At 63.1% G+C, this 19,017-nt stretch carries 16 protein-coding genes; 9 read left to right on the forward strand and 7 right to left on the reverse strand.

Going from position 1 to position 19,017, the window contains the following annotated elements; translation table 11 throughout:
* Window positions 1-15: 15 nt before the first annotated feature.
* From AC097W_RS15995 to AC097W_RS16005, 3 genes are read right to left on the reverse strand one after another with little or no spacing between them, the layout of a single operon-like run.
* Window positions 16-876, reverse strand: a complete 861-nt coding sequence (locus AC097W_RS15995) for a GGDEF domain-containing protein (protein WP_479603615.1) — start codon at window positions 874-876, stop codon at window positions 16-18.
* Window positions 877-912: 36 nt separating this feature from the next.
* Window positions 913-1,215, reverse strand: a complete 303-nt coding sequence (locus tag AC097W_RS16000; protein ID WP_479603616.1) for a hypothetical protein — start codon at window positions 1,213-1,215, stop codon at window positions 913-915.
* A 6-nt stretch (window positions 1,216-1,221) separates the two neighbouring features.
* Window positions 1,222-2,715: an AMP nucleosidase gene (locus AC097W_RS16005; RefSeq protein WP_479603617.1), complete on the reverse strand. Its 1,494-nt coding sequence runs from the start codon at window positions 2,713-2,715 to the stop codon at window positions 1,222-1,224.
* Window positions 2,716-2,793: 78 nt separating this feature from the next.
* Here AC097W_RS16005 and AC097W_RS16010 point away from each other — a divergent pair, with 78 nt between their 5' ends.
* The 3 genes from AC097W_RS16010 to nadB all read left to right on the forward strand — a co-directional run bounded on the left by AC097W_RS16010 (window position 2,794) and on the right by nadB (window position 6,260).
* Window positions 2,794-4,227, forward strand: a complete 1,434-nt coding sequence (locus AC097W_RS16010; protein WP_479603618.1) for a serine hydrolase domain-containing protein — start codon at window positions 2,794-2,796, stop codon at window positions 4,225-4,227.
* A 38-nt stretch (window positions 4,228-4,265) separates the two neighbouring features.
* A complete protein-coding gene (locus tag AC097W_RS16015) occupies window positions 4,266-4,589 on the forward strand; it encodes a hypothetical protein (RefSeq protein WP_479603619.1) in 324 nt (107 codons plus the stop codon).
* Between the two features lie 72 nt (window positions 4,590-4,661).
* Complete coding sequence (gene nadB / locus AC097W_RS16020; protein ID WP_479603620.1) at window positions 4,662-6,260, forward strand: L-aspartate oxidase; 1,599 nt, start codon at window positions 4,662-4,664, stop codon at window positions 6,258-6,260.
* On the opposite strand, the gene AC097W_RS16025 is transcribed toward nadB, so the two are convergent.
* The 3 genes from AC097W_RS16025 to nadC form a co-directional block, all read right to left on the reverse strand.
* A complete protein-coding gene (locus AC097W_RS16025; RefSeq protein ID WP_479603621.1) occupies window positions 6,257-8,128 on the reverse strand; it encodes a chorismate-binding protein in 1,872 nt (623 codons plus the stop codon). The genes nadB and AC097W_RS16025 overlap by 4 nt on opposite strands.
* Window positions 8,129-8,204: 76 nt before the next feature.
* On the reverse strand, window positions 8,205-9,329 hold the full coding sequence (nadA, locus tag AC097W_RS16030; RefSeq protein ID WP_479603622.1) for a quinolinate synthase NadA: 1,125 nt from the start codon (window positions 9,327-9,329) through the stop codon (window positions 8,205-8,207).
* Between the two features lie 3 nt (window positions 9,330-9,332).
* On the reverse strand, window positions 9,333-10,205 hold the full coding sequence (gene nadC / locus AC097W_RS16035) for a carboxylating nicotinate-nucleotide diphosphorylase (protein WP_479603623.1): 873 nt from the start codon (window positions 10,203-10,205) through the stop codon (window positions 9,333-9,335).
* Window positions 10,206-10,391: 186 nt separating this feature from the next.
* Here nadC and AC097W_RS16040 point away from each other — a divergent pair, with 186 nt between their 5' ends.
* The 4 genes from AC097W_RS16040 to AC097W_RS16055 are packed head-to-tail and all read left to right on the forward strand — an operon-like array spanning window position 10,392 to window position 14,320.
* Window positions 10,392-10,859: a CYTH domain-containing protein gene (locus AC097W_RS16040; RefSeq protein ID WP_479603624.1), complete on the forward strand. Its 468-nt coding sequence runs from the start codon at window positions 10,392-10,394 to the stop codon at window positions 10,857-10,859.
* A 60-nt stretch (window positions 10,860-10,919) separates the two neighbouring features.
* Window positions 10,920-11,357: a nuclear transport factor 2 family protein gene (locus AC097W_RS16045; RefSeq protein ID WP_479603625.1), complete on the forward strand. Its 438-nt coding sequence runs from the start codon at window positions 10,920-10,922 to the stop codon at window positions 11,355-11,357.
* Complete coding sequence (locus AC097W_RS16050; protein ID WP_479603626.1) at window positions 11,354-11,989, forward strand: methylamine utilization protein; 636 nt, start codon at window positions 11,354-11,356, stop codon at window positions 11,987-11,989. Before AC097W_RS16045 ends, AC097W_RS16050 begins: the two co-directional genes overlap by 4 nt.
* A gap of 3 nt (window positions 11,990-11,992) precedes the next feature.
* Entirely contained in the window at window positions 11,993-14,320 is a 2,328-nt protein-coding gene (locus AC097W_RS16055; RefSeq protein WP_479603627.1) for a putative bifunctional diguanylate cyclase/phosphodiesterase, read from the forward strand.
* A gap of 102 nt (window positions 14,321-14,422) precedes the next feature.
* Here the strand turns inward: AC097W_RS16055 and AC097W_RS16060 are convergent, their stop codons facing one another.
* Window positions 14,423-16,654, reverse strand: a complete 2,232-nt coding sequence (locus AC097W_RS16060; protein ID WP_479603628.1) for a malate synthase G — start codon at window positions 16,652-16,654, stop codon at window positions 14,423-14,425.
* Window positions 16,655-16,834: 180 nt separating this feature from the next.
* Between AC097W_RS16060 and AC097W_RS16065 the strand changes: the two genes are divergently transcribed.
* Complete coding sequence (locus AC097W_RS16065) at window positions 16,835-18,028, forward strand: CaiB/BaiF CoA transferase family protein (protein ID WP_479603629.1); 1,194 nt, start codon at window positions 16,835-16,837, stop codon at window positions 18,026-18,028.
* The gene (locus AC097W_RS16070; RefSeq protein ID WP_479603630.1) at window positions 18,025-18,972 is read left to right on the forward strand and encodes a LysR family transcriptional regulator; all 948 of its coding nucleotides are present in this window, start codon (window positions 18,025-18,027) and stop codon (window positions 18,970-18,972) included. Before AC097W_RS16065 ends, AC097W_RS16070 begins: the two co-directional genes overlap by 4 nt.
* Window positions 18,973-19,017 lie beyond the last annotated feature (45 nt).

Raw genomic sequence — 19,017 nt, forward strand, 5'->3', positions numbered from 1 at the left:
CTTGCCCGCAGGGGCTCAGTCAGCCACCTGAAGTCGACCGCGCCCAAGGTGTTTGGCCTGGTACAGGCCAAGGTCGGCACGCCCCATCAACGCGGTAAGAGAGGCGTCGCCCCGTTGAAGAATGGCCAGGCCCGCGCTGTAGCTGACTTTGAGTGAAGGGTGCGCGAGGAGCGCAGCTTGCAGGGCATCGCGCAAGCGTTGTTCAAACAGCTCGGCTGCCACGCGGTCGGTCTGTGGCAGCAGTATTGCAAACTCTTCCCCGCCAATTCGGGCCGCCAGATCGCTGCTACGCCTGCACTTCTGGATGCTCTCCCCGAGCAAGGCCAAAACCCTGTCACCTGCTTCGTGGCCTTGGGTGTCGTTGATGTGTTTGAACAGGTCCAGATCAAGCGCCAGCAATGACAAGGGCGTGTCGTGGCGTCGCGCCTGGTCAAACATCGCCGGGGCGCGCAGTTCCCAGTCGTGGCGGTTGTGCAGGCCCATCAGGGCATCGGTGTAGGCATGGCTGCGCAGCTTCGCCTCGGCTTCCTCACGCCAGGCCACCAGCGCAGCCAGGTTCACCAGCACCAGCGATACGTTGGTGGCCAACATTGCCAGGACAATGATTGGATGCGGCGTGCTGAAGCTGGGATACAGCTCCGTGTAGAACGCGCCCATCACGCCACGCGCTACCGTGAATCCGGCAAGGATCAAAGTGCAGGTAAAGATGACCCACCTCCATGCGCCCCCCCCCAGCTCTGAAGCGGGACGCAGTGTGGCCAGGCAGATGATGAGCATCTGTAGCGCCAGCAGCAGGTTGGCCCAGCCCACCCGCATCGGATAGTTGTTGAAGGCGAGCGCGTAGCCCAGGGGGCCCAGCACTGCGGCGGCCACCATCAGCCATTCACCCCGGCGGGGCCCCAGCCACCCCTTTTATGCCCGAAACAGCAACCAAAGGCTGGCGCTGGTGCAGGCGATCGACACGGTGGGCATCAGCCACAGACCAACAGCCGAGTACGCATCAGCCAGAACAGCGGGCACATGGTCCTGCCAGTGCTTGCTCAACTGGCTGGTGACGATGAAGCTGACCCACCCCAATGCATGGATGACGAGGGCCGCCCGGGCGCACGCTGCGGCCGGGCTGAGCCGACGCCCCATGATGATCGACAGCACGATCGCCATCAAAAACAGATTGACCGCGTTGACGGTTACCAGCGTGTTGACGTCAAGTGCCATGTGGTCTTACTGAAACGCCACTTCAGCAAAACTGCGCAGCTTGCGGCTGTGCAACTGGTCGACTCCCTGGGCCCGCAATAGCTCCACTGCGCGCATGCCGATGCGCAAGTGCTGGTCGACCCGCTCGCGGTAGAAATGGTTCGCCATGCCGGGCAGCTTGATCTCGCCATGCAGCGGTTTGTCGCTCACACACAGCAAGGTGCCGTAGGGCACGCGAAAACGAAAGCCATTGGCGGCGATGGTGGCGCTTTCCATGTCCAGTGCCACTGCCCGGCTCTGGCTGAAGCGCCGTTGGGGCTGGTTGTTGGGCAGCAGCTCCCAGTTGCGGTTGTCGGTAGAGGCCACCGTGCCGGTGCGCATGATGCTTTTGAGTGCTGCGCCCTTGATTTGCGTGACATCGGCCACGGCCTGCTCCAGTGCGACCTGAATCTCGGCCAGTGCGGGGATCGGAACCCACAGTGGCAGTTCCTCATCCAACACATGGTCTTCGCGCACATAGCCGTGGGCCAGCACGTAGTCGCCCAGTTGCTGGGTATTGCGCAGGCCCGCGCAGTGGCCCAGCATGATCCAGGCGTGCGGGCGCAGCACGGCAATATGGTCGGTGATGTTCTTGGCGTTGGCAGGGCCGACGCCGATGTTGACCATGGTGATGCCAGCGCGGTCGGCGCGGACCAGGTGGTAGCCCGGCATCTGCGGCAGGCGCGGCGGTGCTTTGCCCAAGGCATCGGCGTCATGCGCCGGCAGGCCGGCGCGGCGGGTAACGACATTGCCTGGCTCCACAAAGGCGACGTATTCGCTGTGGGGGTCGGCCATGGCCGCGTGACCCAGCGCGATGAATTCGTCGATGTAGAACTGGTAGTTGGTGAACAGCACAAAGTTCTGAAAATGCTCCGGCCCGGTGCCGGTGTAGTGGCGCAGGCGGTGCAGCGAATAGTCCACGCGTGGGGCGGTGAACAGGGCCAGCGGCTGGGCATCACCGGGCTTGGGCTCGTAAGTGCCGTTGGCAATGCCGTCGTCCATGGCGGCCAGGTCGGGCAGGTCAAACACATCACGCATCAGCATGCGCCGCGGGGCATCCATGTTGCCTTCGACGTGGTCATGCTCGGCAAACGAAAAGTGCACCGGAATCGGCTGTGAGCTGGTGCCCACCTCCAGTTCGACCTGGTGGTTCTGCATCAGCAGCTTGAACTGCTCCAGGTAGTAGTCGCGGTACAGGTCGGGGCGGGTGAGCGTGGTCTCGAAGCGGCCCGGGCCTGCGACAAAGCCGTAGCTCAGCCGCGCGCTGTCTGCTGTGGCGTTGCGGCTGACGGTGTCGGTGTGGATGCGCACCAGCGGGTAGCAGGCGCGCACATGGCCCAGCGTGTTGTCTCCCCCCACAAAACGCTGCATGGCCTGGCGCAGGTGCGCAATGTTGGTGTCGTAAATGAGCGCTACCTGCGCCAGCGCAGCCGCCGGATCAGTGAAACGTGTGGGGGCGGTAAAGGTGGGCAGGTTGGGCATATGCCTATTGTGCCGTGGCACGGTCTGGCATGGCTGCTTCAGTTAGAGTGTTTGCTTTGCAGGCATCGGGAAATCAACATGGCGCAGGGAAAAAACGGGTTCAAACGCACGCTGTTCACGGTGGGTGGCTTGTTGCTGGCACTGCTGGTGGTAGCGGTGTCAGCGCTGGTCTATTTGGGCGTTCCGCGGAATGCGGCCGGCATGGCCGCCAAGGGACTTTGCTCTGCTGCGTTTGTGGCCGGCCGACCGGCTAAGGAATTGTTTGCGCAGGATGTTCTGCCTGCGAGCCCCGTTCTGGCCGCCATCTCCGTGTCAGTCGACGAAGCTGATCACAGCGTGACCGCCCGCTTTGCGGGTGTGGTCTCGCGCCGCTCTGTCCTGCTGCGTGACAGGGGTTGCGTCCTGGATGAGGAGCCAGACCCCGCCGCGCAGGCCTATAAGCCATCGGTCGATGCCACCAAGCCCTGGCCAGAGGGTGAGGCCGCCGTTCTGCCGGGCCAGTGGGGCCCCGGTGTCGATGCTGCAAAACTTCAACAGGTTCTGGACAGCGCGTTTACCGGTGCGGGCGATCCGCTGGCGGCCAATGCCCGCGGTGTGGCGGTGGTCCACAAGGGCCGCATGCTGGCCTTGCGTGACGCGCCTGGATTCACACCCGGTACGGCTTTGCATGGCTGGTCCATGACCAAAACCGTGACCGGCATGCTGACCCACAAACTGGCCGCTGAAAACGGGTTGCCGCTGGACGCTGCTGTCGTGGATGCGTTTCCGGCGGGCCGGGAGCCGGCCTGGGTGGCCGACTGGCGCAAAGACGCACGCAAGCGCATCAAGGTGTCGGACCTGCTCTACATGCGTGATGGGCTGGCCAGCACGGAAGACTACAACCCCTGGGGCTCGGTGCCCCAGATGCTGTGGGGCTCACCCGACGTCGCCGCGTGGGCTGCCAACCACCCTGCGGAGGCAGTGCCCGGTGCGCGCTGGCGTTACCTGAGTGCAACCGCCAATTTGCTCTCCGCCGTGGCGCGCGGACGCTTTGCAAACGACGCTGATTACTGGGCCTATCCATACAAGGCGCTGTTTGGACCCATCGGCGCACGGTCGGCGGTGATGGAGACCGATACCCAGGGCAATTGGGTGGGTTCCTCTTACCTGTGGGCCAGCGTAGGTGACTGGGCGCGGCTGGGGCAACTGATGCTGCAGGATGGCAAATGGAGCGACGTGCAAGTCCTGCCGCCGGGCTGGCTGAAGCGGGCCAGCATGCCCTCGACTGCGCAGGGCGAAGGGCGGGGCTACGGTGCACAGAGCTGGTTGTTTGGCAACCCGCAGGAAGGGGAGTGCAAAGCGTACCCCGGCGTGCCGGCTGACACCGTGGCCATGAGTGGACATTGGGGGCAGATGGTGGCGGTGGTGCCGTCACGCGAAGCCGTGGTGGTGCGGCTCGGGTGGACCTTCAAGCGTGGCCAGTTTGACAATTGCAGGCTGCTGGCCGATGTGCTGGCGACACTGCCACAATAAGCGACCGCAAGCTGCCGCCGTACCAACCAAGATCTTCCGTGCACGACCCACAGGATTCACGATTTCATGAAACGGGCTTCCCCTCTTTGAGCTGGGAAGAGGAAGACTTGCCAACGCGTCCGATGCCCTTGCACGAGCGCCCCCTGCAGGCGCGCATCGACAACGAAATGGCCATCATCGCCCTGCACCATGCCCGCATCGCCATGGCCATTGAAAAATTCTGGGGCCACCGTGATTGTGTGGAATACCTGCAGACGCTGGTTCTGAGTGGCGGTGACAACGATGGACGAACACGGGTCGGCTTCAAGGCGGAAGTGATGTCGGCGCTGATCAATCTGATGTCCCTGCACACCTTGAAATGATTTCTATAAGGCTTTTTGGCCTGTAGCCCCCGTCAATGCTGCGCAAGCAGCTATGAAATAGATAGCATCTGAATGAACCCACTACTTTCTCCGTCGCACTACGCGTTTGACGTTCTCATCGTTGGCAGCGGCCTGGCGGGCCTGACGGCCGCTTTGCGCCTCGCACCCACCCACCGTGTGGCCGTGCTCACCAAGCGCGCGATGAGCGACGGCTCCAGCGCCTGGGCGCAGGGTGGCATTGCCGCCGTATTGGCCGAAGGCGATACCTTTGACTCCCATGTGCAGGACACGCTGGTGGCCGGTGCCGGTCTGTCCGACCCTGCCGCCACCCGCTTTGTCGTGGAGCATTCGCCCGAGAGCATTGCCTGGCTGCGCGAGCTGGGTGTTCCTTTCTCGCAGGAAGACGGCCACTTGCACCTCACCCGCGAAGGCGGCCACAGTGCCCGGCGCATCGTGCACGTGACCGATGCTACCGGCGCGGCGGTGCAGAAAACGCTGATCAACGAGGTGCGCGGCACGCCCAACATCACGCTGTTCGAGAACCACACGCTGGTGGACCTGATCACCAGCCACAAGCTGGGCCTGGGCGGCCCGAACCGCTGCCTGGGCCTGTACGCGCTGGACGAGAGCACCGATGACGTGCAGACCTTCAGTGCGCCCCAGACCATTCTGGCCACCGGCGGTGCGGGCAAGGTCTACCTCTACACCACCAACCCCGACACCGCCACGGGCGACGGCATTGCGGCGGCCTGGCGCGCGGGCTGCCGGGTCACTAACATGGAGTTCATCCAGTTCCATCCCACTTGCCTGTACCACCCGCTTGCCAAGTCGTACCTGATTACCGAGGCGGTGCGCGGCGAGGGCGGACGCTTGTTGCTGCCGGACGGCACGCGCTTCATGCCCCTGCACGACGAACGGGCGGAGCTGGCGCCGCGTGACGTGGTGGCGCGCGCGATTGACTTCGAGATGAAAAAGCACGGTCTGGAATGCGTGTACCTGGATATTTCGCACCAGCCGCTGGCCTTCATCCAGGAACACTTTCCCAACATTTATGCCCGCTGCCTGGAGCTGGGCATTGATATTTCCAAACAACCCATTCCGGTTGTGCCGGCGGCGCATTACACCTGCGGCGGCATCCATACCGACCTGTCCGGCCGTACCGACATTGCCGGCCTGCACGCCGTGGGCGAAACCGCGTACACCGGGCTGCATGGCGCCAACCGCCTGGCCAGCAACTCGCTGGTCGAATGCATGGTGTTTGCCCGCGCGGCCGCCACCGACATTGTGGATGCGCCACTGCCCACGCCCCCCGCGCTGCCCGCATGGGACGACAGCCGCGTGACCGACGCCGACGAGGTGGTGGTGATCTCCCACAACTGGGACGAACTGCGCCGCTTCATGTGGGACTACGTGGGCATCGTGCGCACCAACAAGCGGCTGGAGCGCGCATCCCACCGCATCGCCTTGCTGCAAGGGGAAATCCAGGAGTTCTATGCCCACTTCCATGTGACGCGCGATCTGCTGGAGCTGCGCAACCTGGTGCAGGTGGCCGAGCTGATCGTGCGCTCGGCGCAGTCCCGGCATGAAAGTCGGGGCCTGCATTTCAGCCGCGATTACCCCGACATGGCTGCGCAGGCGGTGCCCACGGTGCTGGTGCCTCCTGGCGTCTAAAGGTCCAGGTCTGCGTCAATCCAGCCGCGCAGGCTGTTCACAAAGGCGGCCGCCTGAACCTGTGGCAGGTCGTCCACGCGCACCACCGCCTCGGTCATGCGGCCCTCGGCGATGGCGCGGGCCCGGCCCACACCGGGCAGCAGGCCACAGGCCAGCGGCGGCGTAAGCCATTGGCCGTCCAGTAGCAGTGCGATGTTGCCCCGCGTGCACTCGGTCACTTCGCCCTGCGTGTTCCACAGCACGGTGTCGAACGCTGCGGGCTGCGTCGGGGTGTCTTGCGGGGTGAAGGCATCGTAGTGCGCCCGGTGGGTGGTTTTGAAGCGGACAAATTCACCATGTGCTGCCTCCAGCGGCCGTTCCGCCAACTGCAGGCGCACTCTTGCGGGTGAGGTGGGCAGGGGGTAGGCCTGAACGGTAGGACGGCCTTGTGCGTCGAGCAGCAGGCGCACGCGCCAGGCGCCCTGTGGATGCTGCTGCGTTATGCGCTGCAGCGTGTCCTGCACTTGCTGTGCATTCCAAGGGTAAGCAAAATGCTGCGCTGCGTGTTCCATTCGGGTGAGGTGGGCCTGTGGATCGCGCAAATGGCCGTCAAACAGCCCTAGCGTCTCCAGCAGCGAGAACGACGCGCTGGCGCGCTGCACGAAGGCCTGCTTGTGCTGCCATTCGCGCCACTCGCCGTCAGCGGTCGATCCGGATGTGATGCCGCTGCCAATGCCGCAACGCGCCGCTGTGCCGCGCAGCGTGACCGTGCGAATGGGCACGTTGAAGGTGGCGTGGCCGCCGGGTTGCACCACGCCCAGTGCGCCGCAGTACACCCCGCGTGGCGCTCCCTCCAGCGCATGGATCGCCTGCATGGCGCGCACCTTGGGCGCCCCGGTGACCGAGCCACAGGGGAACAGGGCAGCGAACACGTCGGCCAGGCTGCAGCCGGCGCGCGTGCGGGCTTCTACATCGGATGTCATCTGCCACACACTGGGCAGGGCTTCGGTGTGGAACAGGCGCGGCACGCGCACGCTGAAGGGCTCGGCAACGCGCGACAGGTCGTTGCGCAGCAGGTCCACGATCATCACGTTCTCGGCGCGCTCTTTGACCGAGGTGCGCAGAGCTTGCTCCACCACGGCATCTTCTGCTGCCGTGGCGCCACGGGGCGCGGTGCCCTTCATCGGGCGGGTCAAGATTGCGCCGCCCTGCCAGTCAAAAAACAGTTCAGGGGAGACGGACAGCACCTGCTCGGCGCCCGTGTCCAGGTACACGGCATAGCCGCCGGGCTGGGCACGCTGCAGGGCGTGGAACAAGGGCGGGGCGGGTGCAGCCACCGATGTCTGCGCGGCGTGGCTGGGGCTTGGGTGCGTCACCGTGCCCTGCATCTGCGCTGTGTAGTTGACCTGGTAGAACGCGCCTGAGCTGATGTCGCGGTCCAGCTGGGCCAGCGCGGCATCAAAGGCGGGGCGCGGCATCACGTCTTGCCATTGCACCTCTGCGGTTGCGCTGGCAACCACACTGGAACCCTCACTTTGGCTGGTGGCGATGGTGTCGGAGTTGCTGTCAGGCTCGGGCCACGGCAGGGCTTCGTCGTACACGGCAAACCAGGCCAACGGTCCGTCTGCCGGGTGCACTTGCAGCGCGGCGTCAAAGGCGGGTGCCGCCTCGTAGCGCACATACCCCACGCACCAGGCTCCACCGTGCGCAGCGGCCTGCACGGCATCGAGCAAGGGGCGTACTTCGCCCGGCTGCTGCGCTACCAGTAGCTGGCGCGCGGCGCCAAACGCGTGGCGCAGGCGCGGCCCGCCGGGATCGCGTGGGTTGGCGAAATCGATGAGAGCCGAAAAGGCGGATAGGGCGGGTGTGGCTGGTGCAGCGAGCGGCATGTGCTATCAATTAAATAGCTGCTTGCGCAGTATTGACGGGGGCTACAGGCCAAAATCGCATGAAGACATCCGTCAACTAGGCCGCGCCAATGTTGGGCACCAGGCCCGCCACCGGTTGGCCACTTTTCAGCGCAGCGGTGAATGCCAGCATCCGGTCGATCGGGCGGCGTGCGCGCATTCCCAACACCGGGTCCACCTGGATTTCGTTGGTGCCATGCTCCAGCACGTGGGCCAGACCGGCCAGGCCGTTCATGGCCATCCACGGGCAGTGTGCGCAGCTTTTGCAGGTGGCGCTGTTGCCGGCGGTGGGCGCCTCCAGGAAAACCTTGCCGGGGTTGAGGGTGCGCAGTTTGTGCATCATGCCGTTGTCGGTGGCGACGATGAACTCGGGCGCATCCATCTCGTGTGCGGCCTTCAGAATGCCCGAGGTGGAGCCGACGGCATCGGCCAGCGCCACCACATCGGCGGGGGACTCGGGGTGCACCAGCACTTTGGCTAGTGGGTGCGCTTGCATCAGCGCTTGCAGCTCGAAGGCCTTGAACTCGTCGTGCACGATGCAGGCGCCGTTCCACATCACCATGTCCGCACCGGTTTCGCGCTGGATGTAGCCGCCCAGGTGCCGATCCGGCGCCCACAGAATTTTTTGACCCGCGTCTTTCAGGGAACGCACGATGTCGAGTGCGCAGCTCGACGTGACCAGCCAGTCGGAGCGCGCCTTGACGGCTGCACTGGTGTTGGCGTAGACGACCACCGTGCGGTCGGGGTGGGCATCGCAAAAGGCACTGAACGCATCGACCGGGCAGCCCAGGTCCAGCGAGCAGGTGGCGTCCAGATCCGGCATGAGGATGCGTTTCTCGGGTGAGAGAATTTTGGCGGTCTCGCCCATGAAGCGCACACCCGACACCACCAGCGTCTGGGCCGCGTGGTCGCGCCCGAACCGCGCCATTTCCAGCGAGTCGCTGACGATGCCACCGGTTTCTTCCGCCAGGTCCTGCAAATCGGGGTGCACGTAGTAGTGCGACACCATCACCGCGTTGCGTTCTTTCAGCAGGCGGCGAATGCGGTCTTTGAGTGCGGCGCGTTCGGTCGGTGTGGGTTCCACGGGAACGCGGGCCCAGGCGTGGCGTGTGCTGCAAGCGCTGGGCTCGCCCGCACTGTCGGTCTCGGGCTGTTCGTAGTCGACGTTGATGGTGTGTTGCATGACTCAGGCTCCAGTAAACGGTTCAAAACGCATGGAATAGTCGGTGGCCTGCACGTCCTTGGTCAGGGTGCCGATAGAGATGCGGTCCACGCCGGTTTCGGCCAGTGCGCGCAGCCCTTCCAGGGTGACGCCGCCCGAAATTTCCAGAATCGCGCGTCCCTGGTTGATGCGCACCGCCTCGTGCAGGGTGGGCAGATCCATGTTGTCCAGCAGCACCATCTTGGCGCCGCAGTCCAATGCCTGGGCCAGCTGCACCAGGGTCTCCACCTCAATTTCGACAAAATCGGCCTGCGCTGCCAGATGCGCCGCTTGCGCCATCACCTGGGGGATGCCACCCGCCGCAGCAATATGGTTTTCCTTGATCAGGATGGCGTCATACAGACCCACGCGGTGGTTGGTGCCGCCACCGGTGCGCACCGCATATTTCTGCGCGAGGCGCAGGCCCGGCAGGGTCTTGCGGGTGTCGACAATTTTTGCTTGGGTACCCGCCACGATGGCCACATAGGTGGCCGTTTTGGTGGCGACGCCACTGAGCAGTTGCAAGAAGTTCAGCGCGGTGCGCTCGGCCGTCAGCAGGGCCTGCGCACGACCGGTGACTTCGAACACCACCTGGTTGACTTGGCAGCGTTGGCCGTCCTGCACCTGCCAGGTGATCTGAGCCTGCGGGTCACATTGCAGCACCGCAGCGTGCACCCAGGCCTGGCCGCACACCACGGCGCTTTCACGGGCCAGCACGCGCGCCCGCGCCATGCGGGTGGGGTCAATCAACGACGCGGTGAGGTCGCCCGTACCCAGGTCTTCGCGCAGGGCACGGGCGGCATCGTCTTGCGCCAACTGGGCAATGGATTCGGGAGAAAAATCAAAAGTTTTAGGCATAAAAACGGGCGTTAGCCCCCGTGGAATGTGCGCAAGCAGCTATCAAAAAGTGAGTAAATGGGCAATCTTTAGAAGTCGTATTCTCCCGCAAGAGGCTATCTCCAAAGGGTGGTGCGGGTACCCATGGCAAACGGGCACACTGGAGGTCTTTGGGCAAACCAGGAGCGAAGGCACTATGAAGGCACTATGGCAGTAGAAATCGAACGCAAGTTTCTGGTGGTGAGCCGTGCCTGGAAAACCGTGCCAGGCATTCTGTACCGCCAGGGTTATTTGAATAGGGACCCCGCGCGCACGGTGCGCGTGCGCCTGGCGGGCGATGCGGCGTTTCTGACGGTGAAGGGCATCAGCCACGGTGCGACCCGCGCGGAGTTTGAATACCCGATACCCGTGCAGGACGCGCACGCGCTGTTGGCGCTGTGTGACGGTCCGCAGGTGGAGAAGACGCGCTACCGGGTGGAGCACCAGGGCACGCTCTGGGAAGTGGACGAGTTTGGGGGTGACAACGCCGGTCTGGTGGTGGCCGAGGTAGAACTGGCGTCGGAAGATCAGCCCTTTGCCAGGCCCGACTGGCTGGGCGAAGAGGTAACCGACGACGCGCGCTATTTCAACTCCAGCCTGGTCAGTCGGCCGTTCAATACCTGGACTGGGGACTAGGGGCAGATCTTCGGTCCTATACTGCGACAGAGGTCATTTTTCCCGACTCAGGAGGTCACTGTGTTTCGACTTTTATTTGTCACATTTGCGCTGCTAGTTTCGACCACGCAGCCTTTGCTGGCCGGCCCGCTCGACGAGGCAAAAGCCAAGGCGCACCTCGAGGCGGTTGCGGCGGGCGATCTGGACGCCCTGATGCGGGACTATGCCGACACTGCCGATCTGGACTGGATCGGTGGCCCTCTGGATGGCCATTACCACGGCAAGGCGGCCATTGGCGAGGTGTGGCGAAAATTCATGGCGGCCAATGCGGGCAAGCCACGGCCAGCCCGACTCGGGAAACTGAGCTCGTTTGCCAACCCCGCGGGAACCTCGCTGGAAGTCTCCGCGGAATACGGTGGCGTGACGCCGGTCAAGGTCTGGCATGTGCAGGTTTACCGCGATGCGGTTTTGACCCATGAGATCTGGCAAATAGCGCCGGCCATCCAGCTGGCTCCATGAGTCGCTTTCGCGCGGCTGGCCTTGCGGCATGGCTGGTGTTATGTGGGGCAGCCCAGGGCGCCAGTGTCGGGGTGCTGGTGTCGTCCCCCTCTGGCGTACCGGTGAAGGATTCGGCGGTGGTCATCGAGCCGCTTGTGAACAGCGCGGTGGGCCACCGTGCAGTGGCCAGCATCGTGCAGGAGGATCGTGAATTCCTGCCGTATGTCACCATCGTGCAGACCGGTACGACGGTGAATTTCCCTAACCACGATCCGATCAAACACCACGTGTATTCCTTCTCGTCCGCCAAAACGTTCGAGATCAAGCTCAACGCTGGAAAATCGGCCCAGTCCATTGTTTTCGACAAGCCGGGCGAGGTGGCCATTGGCTGCAACGTGCACGACTGGATGGAAGCCTATGTGTTGGTGGTGGATTCGCCCTATTTCGCCAGAACGGGCAACAACGGTCGCGCAACGATTGCCAACGTACCACCCGGGCGCTATCGCTTGAAACTTTGGCACCCGCGCCAAATCAGTGCGCCGCCGGTGCGAGAGCTTGTGGTGACCGCTGCATCCGCCAAACTGGAGTTGACGCTGGATGTTGCACCGCGCACCGTCAAGCCGAAACCCCCGACCGACGCGGATCGTTACTAGCCGATGCCTGTCCGCTCCCTCCAGCGTCGCATCGTTTTCGTGTTTGTGGGCTTGCTCGCGCTGGTGATGGCCCTGATTCTTCTGCTGGTTACCGGTAGCAACGAACGCATTGTGGTTGCGGAAACGCAGAGTGAGCTCGCGGCTGGCAGCCGGGTATTCACCTTGCTGATCGATCAGAATCGACGCCAATTGGAAACGGCTGCCACGGTCCTGGCCGCTGATTTTGCGTTTCGTGAGGCCATCGCCACCCAGGACCGCCCGACCATGCGTTCTGTCATCCGCAACCATGGCTTGCGGATTGGTGCCCAGGTGATGATGGTGATCAGTCCGGAGGGTCAACTCATCGCTGAAACCCAGCCCGAGTTCAGGGAGCCTCGTCGTTTCCCGTTTCCCGATCTGCTGTCTGCTGCGGTGTCCGAGGGGAAAAGCAATGGCTTTCGGGAAATGGCGGACGGCACGTTGCACCAGTTTGTTCTGGTCCCTATCCTCGCGCCCAAGCTGATTGCCTGGGTCGCGATGGGATTCCAGGTGGATGACCCGTGGGCGCGAGGACTGTCCGAGATGACGGGCCTCGCTGTCAGTGTGATACGCCGTGGCGGGGCCGAGCCGCACGTTCTGGCCTCTTCTTTTGATGCCTCCCGGCGTGGTGCGTTGGCTGATGCGCTGAGGCAATTTCCTCAGGATATTCCGCCAGCGCTGTCGATTGGAGGGGAGCACTACCAGACAGTTCAATTGCCGCTGGGTCAGGGTGCTTCAGCGGTGCTGCAACGCTCCATCGAGCAAGCACAGGCACCTTTTCAGACCCTGCAAAGGGTTCTGTGGGCAATTGTGCTGGTGGGTGCCGCCGTGTTTGCCGTGGGCAGCGTGATGCTGGCCAGGCGCATTGTCCGGCCGGTGAATGAGCTGGCCGAGGCCGCGCGCCGCATTGAGGCGGGAGACTACGCCGAGCCTGTGCCCATTCTTCCGCCGGATGAGATCGGCCACCTGGCGATGAGTTTCGACCGCATGCGCGAAAAGGTGGCCAGCCGCGAGCAAAAAATCCTCAAGCTGGCTTACGAAGACACGCTGACCGGGCTACCCAACCGCACGCGCTTTCTCGAAACCTTCGATCAGTTGCCCCCCAGCGGCCAGGGGGCCGTGGTCGTGTTGAACCTGGACCGATTCGCCTTGATCAACAGTGCGCTCGGGCACTTGGTCGGTGATCGGTTGTTGAATGCCATCAGTCCGCGGTTTCGCCCCGTCCTTCCTGCCGATGGCCTGGTCGCCCGGCTGTGGGGCGATGAGTTCGTGTTTCTGTTGCCGGGAGCCGAGCGGGCCAGCGCCACCCAGTTCGGCAACGCGGTGCTCGCTATCTTGCAGGAGCCGGTGACCCTTGACGGTCAGCGGCTCGACGTCGGGGGCAGTCTGGGTATCGCCCTCTATCCGGGGGATGGGGTGGCTGGCGTCACGCTGCTGCAGCGCGCACAGTCTGCCATGCATACCGCCAAACGGCGGCAAAGCGGCGTCGCTTTCGCCAGCGAGATGGGCGCCCCGCCTGCGCATGAGCAGTTGTCCCTGATTGGGGAGATGCGCGAGGCCCTGGTGCGCAATGAGTTTCTGTTGTACTACCAGCCCAAGCTGGACCTCCATAGCCGAAAAATTGTGGCCGCCGAAGCGCTTATCCGTTGGCGCCACCCACAGCGCGGCTTGGTGCCGCCCCTGCAATTCATCCCGTTTGCGGAGCAGACAGGATTCATCCGGGAGATCACACCGTGGGTGCTGGAAACCGTTGCTGCACAGACCATGCAATGGCGCAAGGACGGACTCTGCATTGTCCCCTCGATCAATTTCTCGGCACGCGACCTGTTGAACCCGGGGCTGGTGGAGCACATGCGCGGTGTGCTGGCTTCGTATGGCCTGCCGGCCGACGGGCTCTGCATTGAAATTACCGAAAGTGCCCTGATGGAAGACCCGGAACTGGCATTGACGCACCTGTGCGCGCTGGCGGAGCTGGGCGTCAAACTGTCCATCGATGACTATGGTGTGGGGCAATCGTCGCTGGCCTACCTGAAGACCTTGCCGGTGCACGAACTGAAAATTGACCAGACCTTTGTGCGGTCGATTGCAGACTCGCCGAAAAACGCCGCCATCGTCCGTTCGACGATTTCGCTGTGCCATGAATTGGGTTTGACGGTGGTGGCGGAGGGCGTAGAAACCGCAGAAGACCTCGACTGGCTGGTCCGCAATGCATGCGACACCGCGCAAGGTTACGGCTTGGCCAGGCCCATGCCCGCGCAGGACCTGCCCGCGTGGATCTCCGCGTACCGCGCAAAAACGGGTGCAGTATCTTGAAGAGCTAGGGCTTTTTAGCAAATCGGCCTCTAGCCCCCGTGGATATTGCGCAGGCAGCTCCTAAATCAGGAGCGCCTGCGCTGTCGCACCATCAAACCAGACTTACGCCGCCGCCTTCACCTTCAAGCGCCATGCGTGCAGCAACGGCTCGGTGTAGCCGCTGGGCTGCACCAGTCCCTTGAACACCAGATCGGTGGCCGCTTTGTAGGCCATGCTGGTGTCGAAGTGACCGGCCATGGGCTGGTACAGCTTGTCGCCGGCGTTTTGCTTGTCCACCACCGCGGCCATGCGCTCAAACGTTTCGGTCACTTGCGCTTTGCTAACGACTCCGTGGAGCAGCCAGTTGGCCATGTGCTGGCTGCTGATGCGCAGGGTGGCGCGGTCTTCCATGAGGCCGATGTTGTGGATGTCGGGCACCTTGGAGCAGCCCACGCCCTGGTCGATCCAGCGCACCACGTAGCCCAGGATGCCCTGGGCGTTGTTGTCCAGCTCTTGCTGCTTCTCGGCCGCGCTCCAGTTGGGCGTATTGGTCACCGGCACTTGCAGCAGGTTGTCCAGAATGCCATCACGGGCCTTCTCGTAGTTGGTCTTTTCCAGCTCTTTTTGCACGTCGCTGACCAGCACCTGGTGGTAGTGCAGGGCATGCAGCGTAGCGCCGGTGGGGCTGGGCACCCAGGCGGTGTTGGCGCCGGCCTTGGGGTGGGCAATCTTCTGCTCCAGCATGGCTTTCATCAGGTCCGGCATGGCCCACATGCCCTTGCCGATTTGCGCTTTGCCGCGCAGGCCGCAGCTCAGACCGACCAGCACGTTGTTTTTCTCGTAGGCGGCAATCCAGGCGCTGGTCTTCATGTCGCCCTTGCGGATCATGGGGCCGGCTTGCATGCCGGTGTGCATCTCGTCGCCGGTGCGGTCCAGGAAGCCGGTGTTGATGAAGGCAACGCGGCTTGGCGCTTCTGCAATGCAGGCCTTCAGGTTGACGCTGGTGCGGCGCTCTTCGTCCATGATGCCGAGCTTGACGGTGCTGTCGGGCAGGCCCAGCATTTTTTCCACGCGGCCAAACAGCTCGGCGGCAAACGCCACTTCAGCGGGGCCGTGCATTTTGGGCTTGACGATGTAGACCGAGCCCTTGCGCGAGTTGCGGATGCCGTCTTTCTTCGTGCGCGCCAGGTCGTGCATGGCGATGGTGGTGGTCACCACGGCGTCCAGAATGCCTTCGGGGATTTCTTTTGTTGATCCGTCTACGGCGGTGTACAGGATGGCCGGGTTGGTCATCAGGTGGCCCACATTGCGCAGAAACATCAGCGAGCGGCCATGCAGAACCACGGGCTTGTTGCTGTTGGGGGCGTTGTAAACGCGGTCCGCATTGAGGCCACGGGTCAGCGTTTTGCCGCCTTTCTCAAAGCTTTCCACGAGGGTGCCATTCAGAATGCCCAGCCAGTTGCTGTACGCCAGCACTTTGTCCTCGGCATCTACTACCGCCACGGAGTCTTCCAGATCCAGAATAGTGGACAGCGCCGCTTCCAGTACCAGGTCGCTCACGCCCGCGGGGTCCTTGGCTCCAATGGTGGTGGCACGGTTGATGATGATGTCCAGGTGCAGGCCGTTGTGCTGCAGCAAGACGGATGAGGGATTCTTGGCGTCGCCCTGATAACCCGCGAGCTGGGTTGCATCCGCCAGGCTGGTGTTGCTGCCGTCCTTGAGTTTGACAGCCAGTTTGCCGTCCTTGATGCGGTAACCAATGGAGTGCAGGTGCGAGCCCTTGCGCAGGGGGCAGGTGCGGTCCAGCACATGGCGTGCGTAGGCGATGACCTTGGCGCCACGCACCGGGTTGTAGGACTTGCCGGCTTTGGAGAGCTTGGTGGCGCCTTTTTCTTCAGAAATGACGTCGGTGCCGTACAGCGCGTCATACAGGCTGCCCCAGCGTGCGTTGGCAGCGTTCAGGGCGTAGCGCGCGTTCAGCACAGGGACGACCAACTGCGGTCCCGCCTGCTTGGCCAGCTCAGCGTCTACGTTGGATGTGGTGATTTTTGCTTTTTTGGGCGAGGGAACCAGGTAGCCAATTTTTTCCAGAAATGCGCGGTAAGCCGGCATATCGGTGATGGGGCCGGGGTTGGCCTTGTGCCAGGCGTCCAGCTCGGTCTGCAGGCGGTCGCGCTCGCCCAGCAGGGCTGCGTTCTTGGGTGCGAGGTCCGCCACAATGGCATCAAACCCGGCCCAGAATGTGGCGGGGGCAATGCCGGTACCGGGCAGAACCTGGTCTTCTATAAAGCGGTGCAACACGGTGGCTACCTGGAGACGGTGGGCCTGGGTGCGGGTTGAGGTGGTTGTGGACATGGGAGCCTTTCCAATAAACGAAGCTGAAAACGAAGCAAAAATCAGGTGTGACAAGCATCTTGCGCGCAGGGCGTGCAAGAGCGGCCAAAGTACTAAGGTACTTTATTCCATACTTAATGAAAAACTATATGGATAAATATTAATCTATTCATGACAAAAACACAGGTAGTCTAAAGCGCTATGGCTGAATCAAAAAATCTTCCCCTTCACGGTATTCGCGTCGTCGAGTTCACCCACATGGTGATGGGCCCCACCTGCGGCATGGTGCTGGCCGATCTGGGCGCTGAGGTGATCAAGGTGGAGCCGCTGGCCGGGGACAGCACGCGCAAGCTGCTGGGTTCGGGCGCTGGTTTTTACCCCCTGTTCAACCGAAACAAGAAAAGCCTCTCATTGGACCTGCAGAGCGCCAAGGGCCGCGAAGTAGTGCTTAAGCTCATTGCCACCGCCGACATCGTGAGCGAAAACTTCAAGACCGAGACCATGCAAAAGCTGGGGCTGGACTATGCCACCCTGCGCACACGCGACGAGCGCCTGATCTACGTCAGCCACAAAGGCTTCTTGCCCGGCCCCTATGACCACCGAACCGCCCTCGATGAAGTGGTGCAGATGATGGGGGGCCTGGCCTACATGACCGGCCGCCCCGGTGACCCCCTGCGCGCAGGCAGCAGCGTGAACGACATCATGGGCGGCATGTTTGGTGCCATTGGCGCGATGGCGGCGCTGATGCAGCGCGCCACCACGGGCATGGGCCAGGAGGTGCAGTCGGCCTTGTTTGAAAACAATGTGTTTCTGGTCGCTCAGCACATGATGCAGTTCGCGGTGACGGGCAAAGCGGCCGCGCCCATGCCCGAGAAAATTTCGCCCTGGGGAATTTACGACGTCTTCAGCGTCATGCACGGCGAACAGATTTTTCTGGCCGTGGTGGGCGATACCCAGTGGGCTACGTTTTGTCAGGCCTTTGGTTTTGCAGACTGGCAGCAGGACATCCGCTTGACCACCAACAATGACCGGGTGCGGGCGCGGGGCTGGCTCATTCCCCAGATGCGTGAGCGCATGGCGCAGCACACGGCGGCTGAATTGGCTGCGGTGTTTGAGAAGAGCGGATTGCCTTTTGCCCCGATTACTGACCCACAGCACCTGTTTGACGATCCGCATTTGCTGCAAACCGGCGGTCTGGCTCCCATGACCTTGCCCGATGGCCGGCAAACGACGGTGCCCTTGCTGCCGCTGACGCTGGATGGCGCGCGGCCTGGCGTGCGCCTGAATCCACCCCGACTGGGAGAGCATGGTGCTGAGTTGCTGCACAGCTTGGGGTATTCCGAGGACGAAATTGCCGACATGCAGCAGGACGGCGTGTTGAATCTGTCGCCATGAGCAAGCTGAAGCAACTTGAATCGTTTGTATCGGTGGTCACGCGCGGTAGCCTGACGGCGGCCGCCATTGCCGAGGGAGTGGCGCCTGCCATCATGGGTCGCCGGCTCGATGCGCTGGAAGAGCGCCTGGGCGTCAAGCTCTTGTTGCGCACCACCCGCCGCATGACACTGACACATGAGGGCAGTGCCTTTCTTGAGGACTGCCAGCGTCTGCTGGCGGATCTGGCCAATGCCGAGGCCAGCGTGAGTGCGGGCGGCGTCAAGGCGAGCGGGCATTTGCGTATCACGGCGCCCGCCGGTTTTGGCCGTCGCCATGTAGCCCCCCTGGTTCCCCGGTTCCGCGAGCTTCATCCAGAGGTGACCATTTCCCTCAACCTGTCCGACCGCGTGGTGGACATTGCGGGGGAAGGCTTTGACTGCGCCGTGCGTGTGGGCGACATGCCGGATTCGTCCTTGGTCAGCGTGCGCATGGCAGACAATCGGCGCCTGTGCGTCGCCACGCCCGCCTATCTGGCACGCTATGGGACACCCCAGACCCCGGCAGATCTGGCCCGGTTCCACTGCCTCACCCTGTCCAGCGACGCGTCCCAAACCCGGGGTTGGGCTTTCCGGCTGCCTGCAGGTGCGAAGGGCACCACGGGTAGCGACACGGGCGAGGTGGCTTATCTGAAGCCTGCGGGCCCGTTGGACTGTTCTGACGGCCAGGTGCTGCACGACTGGTGCCTGGCCGGGTATGGCATTGCGTGGCGCAGCACCTGGGAAGTGGAATCCGAAATCGCTGCGGGCCAGTTGGTGGCCGTGCTGGAAGACTATGCCGCCCCACCCAACGGCATCTACGCTGTCTTCCCGCAGCGCAAGCACCTGCCACTGCGCGTGCGACTGTGGATCGACTTCCTCAAAGAGCATTACGGTGCGCCCGGGTTCTGGAAGGCGCTATCGAAATAGGAGCTTCTTGCGCAATACACACGGGGGCTACAGCCCTGAATCACT

The organism is Rhodoferax sp. GT1R46 (assembly GCF_056521285.1).

Bases quoted from the DNA above. Each gene is read 5' to 3' on its own strand.
- AC097W_RS15995 (WP_479603615.1), bottom strand. From the start codon at position 876: ATGGTGGCCGCCGCAGTGCTGGGCCCCCTGGGCTACGCGCTCGCCTTC.
- AC097W_RS16000 (WP_479603616.1), bottom strand. From the start codon at position 1,215: ATGGCACTTGACGTCAACACGCTGGTAACCGTCAACGCGGTCAATCTG.
- AC097W_RS16005 (WP_479603617.1), bottom strand. From the start codon at position 2,715: ATGCCCAACCTGCCCACCTTTACCGCCCCCACACGTTTCACTGATCCG.
- AC097W_RS16010 (WP_479603618.1), top strand. From the start codon at position 2,794: ATGGCGCAGGGAAAAAACGGGTTCAAACGCACGCTGTTCACGGTGGGT.
- nadB (WP_479603620.1), top strand. From the start codon at position 4,662: ATGAACCCACTACTTTCTCCGTCGCACTACGCGTTTGACGTTCTCATC.
- AC097W_RS16025 (WP_479603621.1), bottom strand. From the start codon at position 8,128: ATGCCGCTCGCTGCACCAGCCACACCCGCCCTATCCGCCTTTTCGGCT.
- nadA (WP_479603622.1), bottom strand. From the start codon at position 9,329: ATGCAACACACCATCAACGTCGACTACGAACAGCCCGAGACCGACAGT.
- nadC (WP_479603623.1), bottom strand. From the start codon at position 10,205: ATGCCTAAAACTTTTGATTTTTCTCCCGAATCCATTGCCCAGTTGGCG.
- AC097W_RS16040 (WP_479603624.1), top strand. From the start codon at position 10,392: ATGGCAGTAGAAATCGAACGCAAGTTTCTGGTGGTGAGCCGTGCCTGG.
- AC097W_RS16050 (WP_479603626.1), top strand. From the start codon at position 11,354: ATGAGTCGCTTTCGCGCGGCTGGCCTTGCGGCATGGCTGGTGTTATGT.
- AC097W_RS16055 (WP_479603627.1), top strand. From the start codon at position 11,993: ATGCCTGTCCGCTCCCTCCAGCGTCGCATCGTTTTCGTGTTTGTGGGC.
- AC097W_RS16060 (WP_479603628.1), bottom strand. From the start codon at position 16,654: ATGTCCACAACCACCTCAACCCGCACCCAGGCCCACCGTCTCCAGGTA.
- AC097W_RS16065 (WP_479603629.1), top strand. From the start codon at position 16,835: ATGGCTGAATCAAAAAATCTTCCCCTTCACGGTATTCGCGTCGTCGAG.
- AC097W_RS16070 (WP_479603630.1), top strand. From the start codon at position 18,025: ATGAGCAAGCTGAAGCAACTTGAATCGTTTGTATCGGTGGTCACGCGC.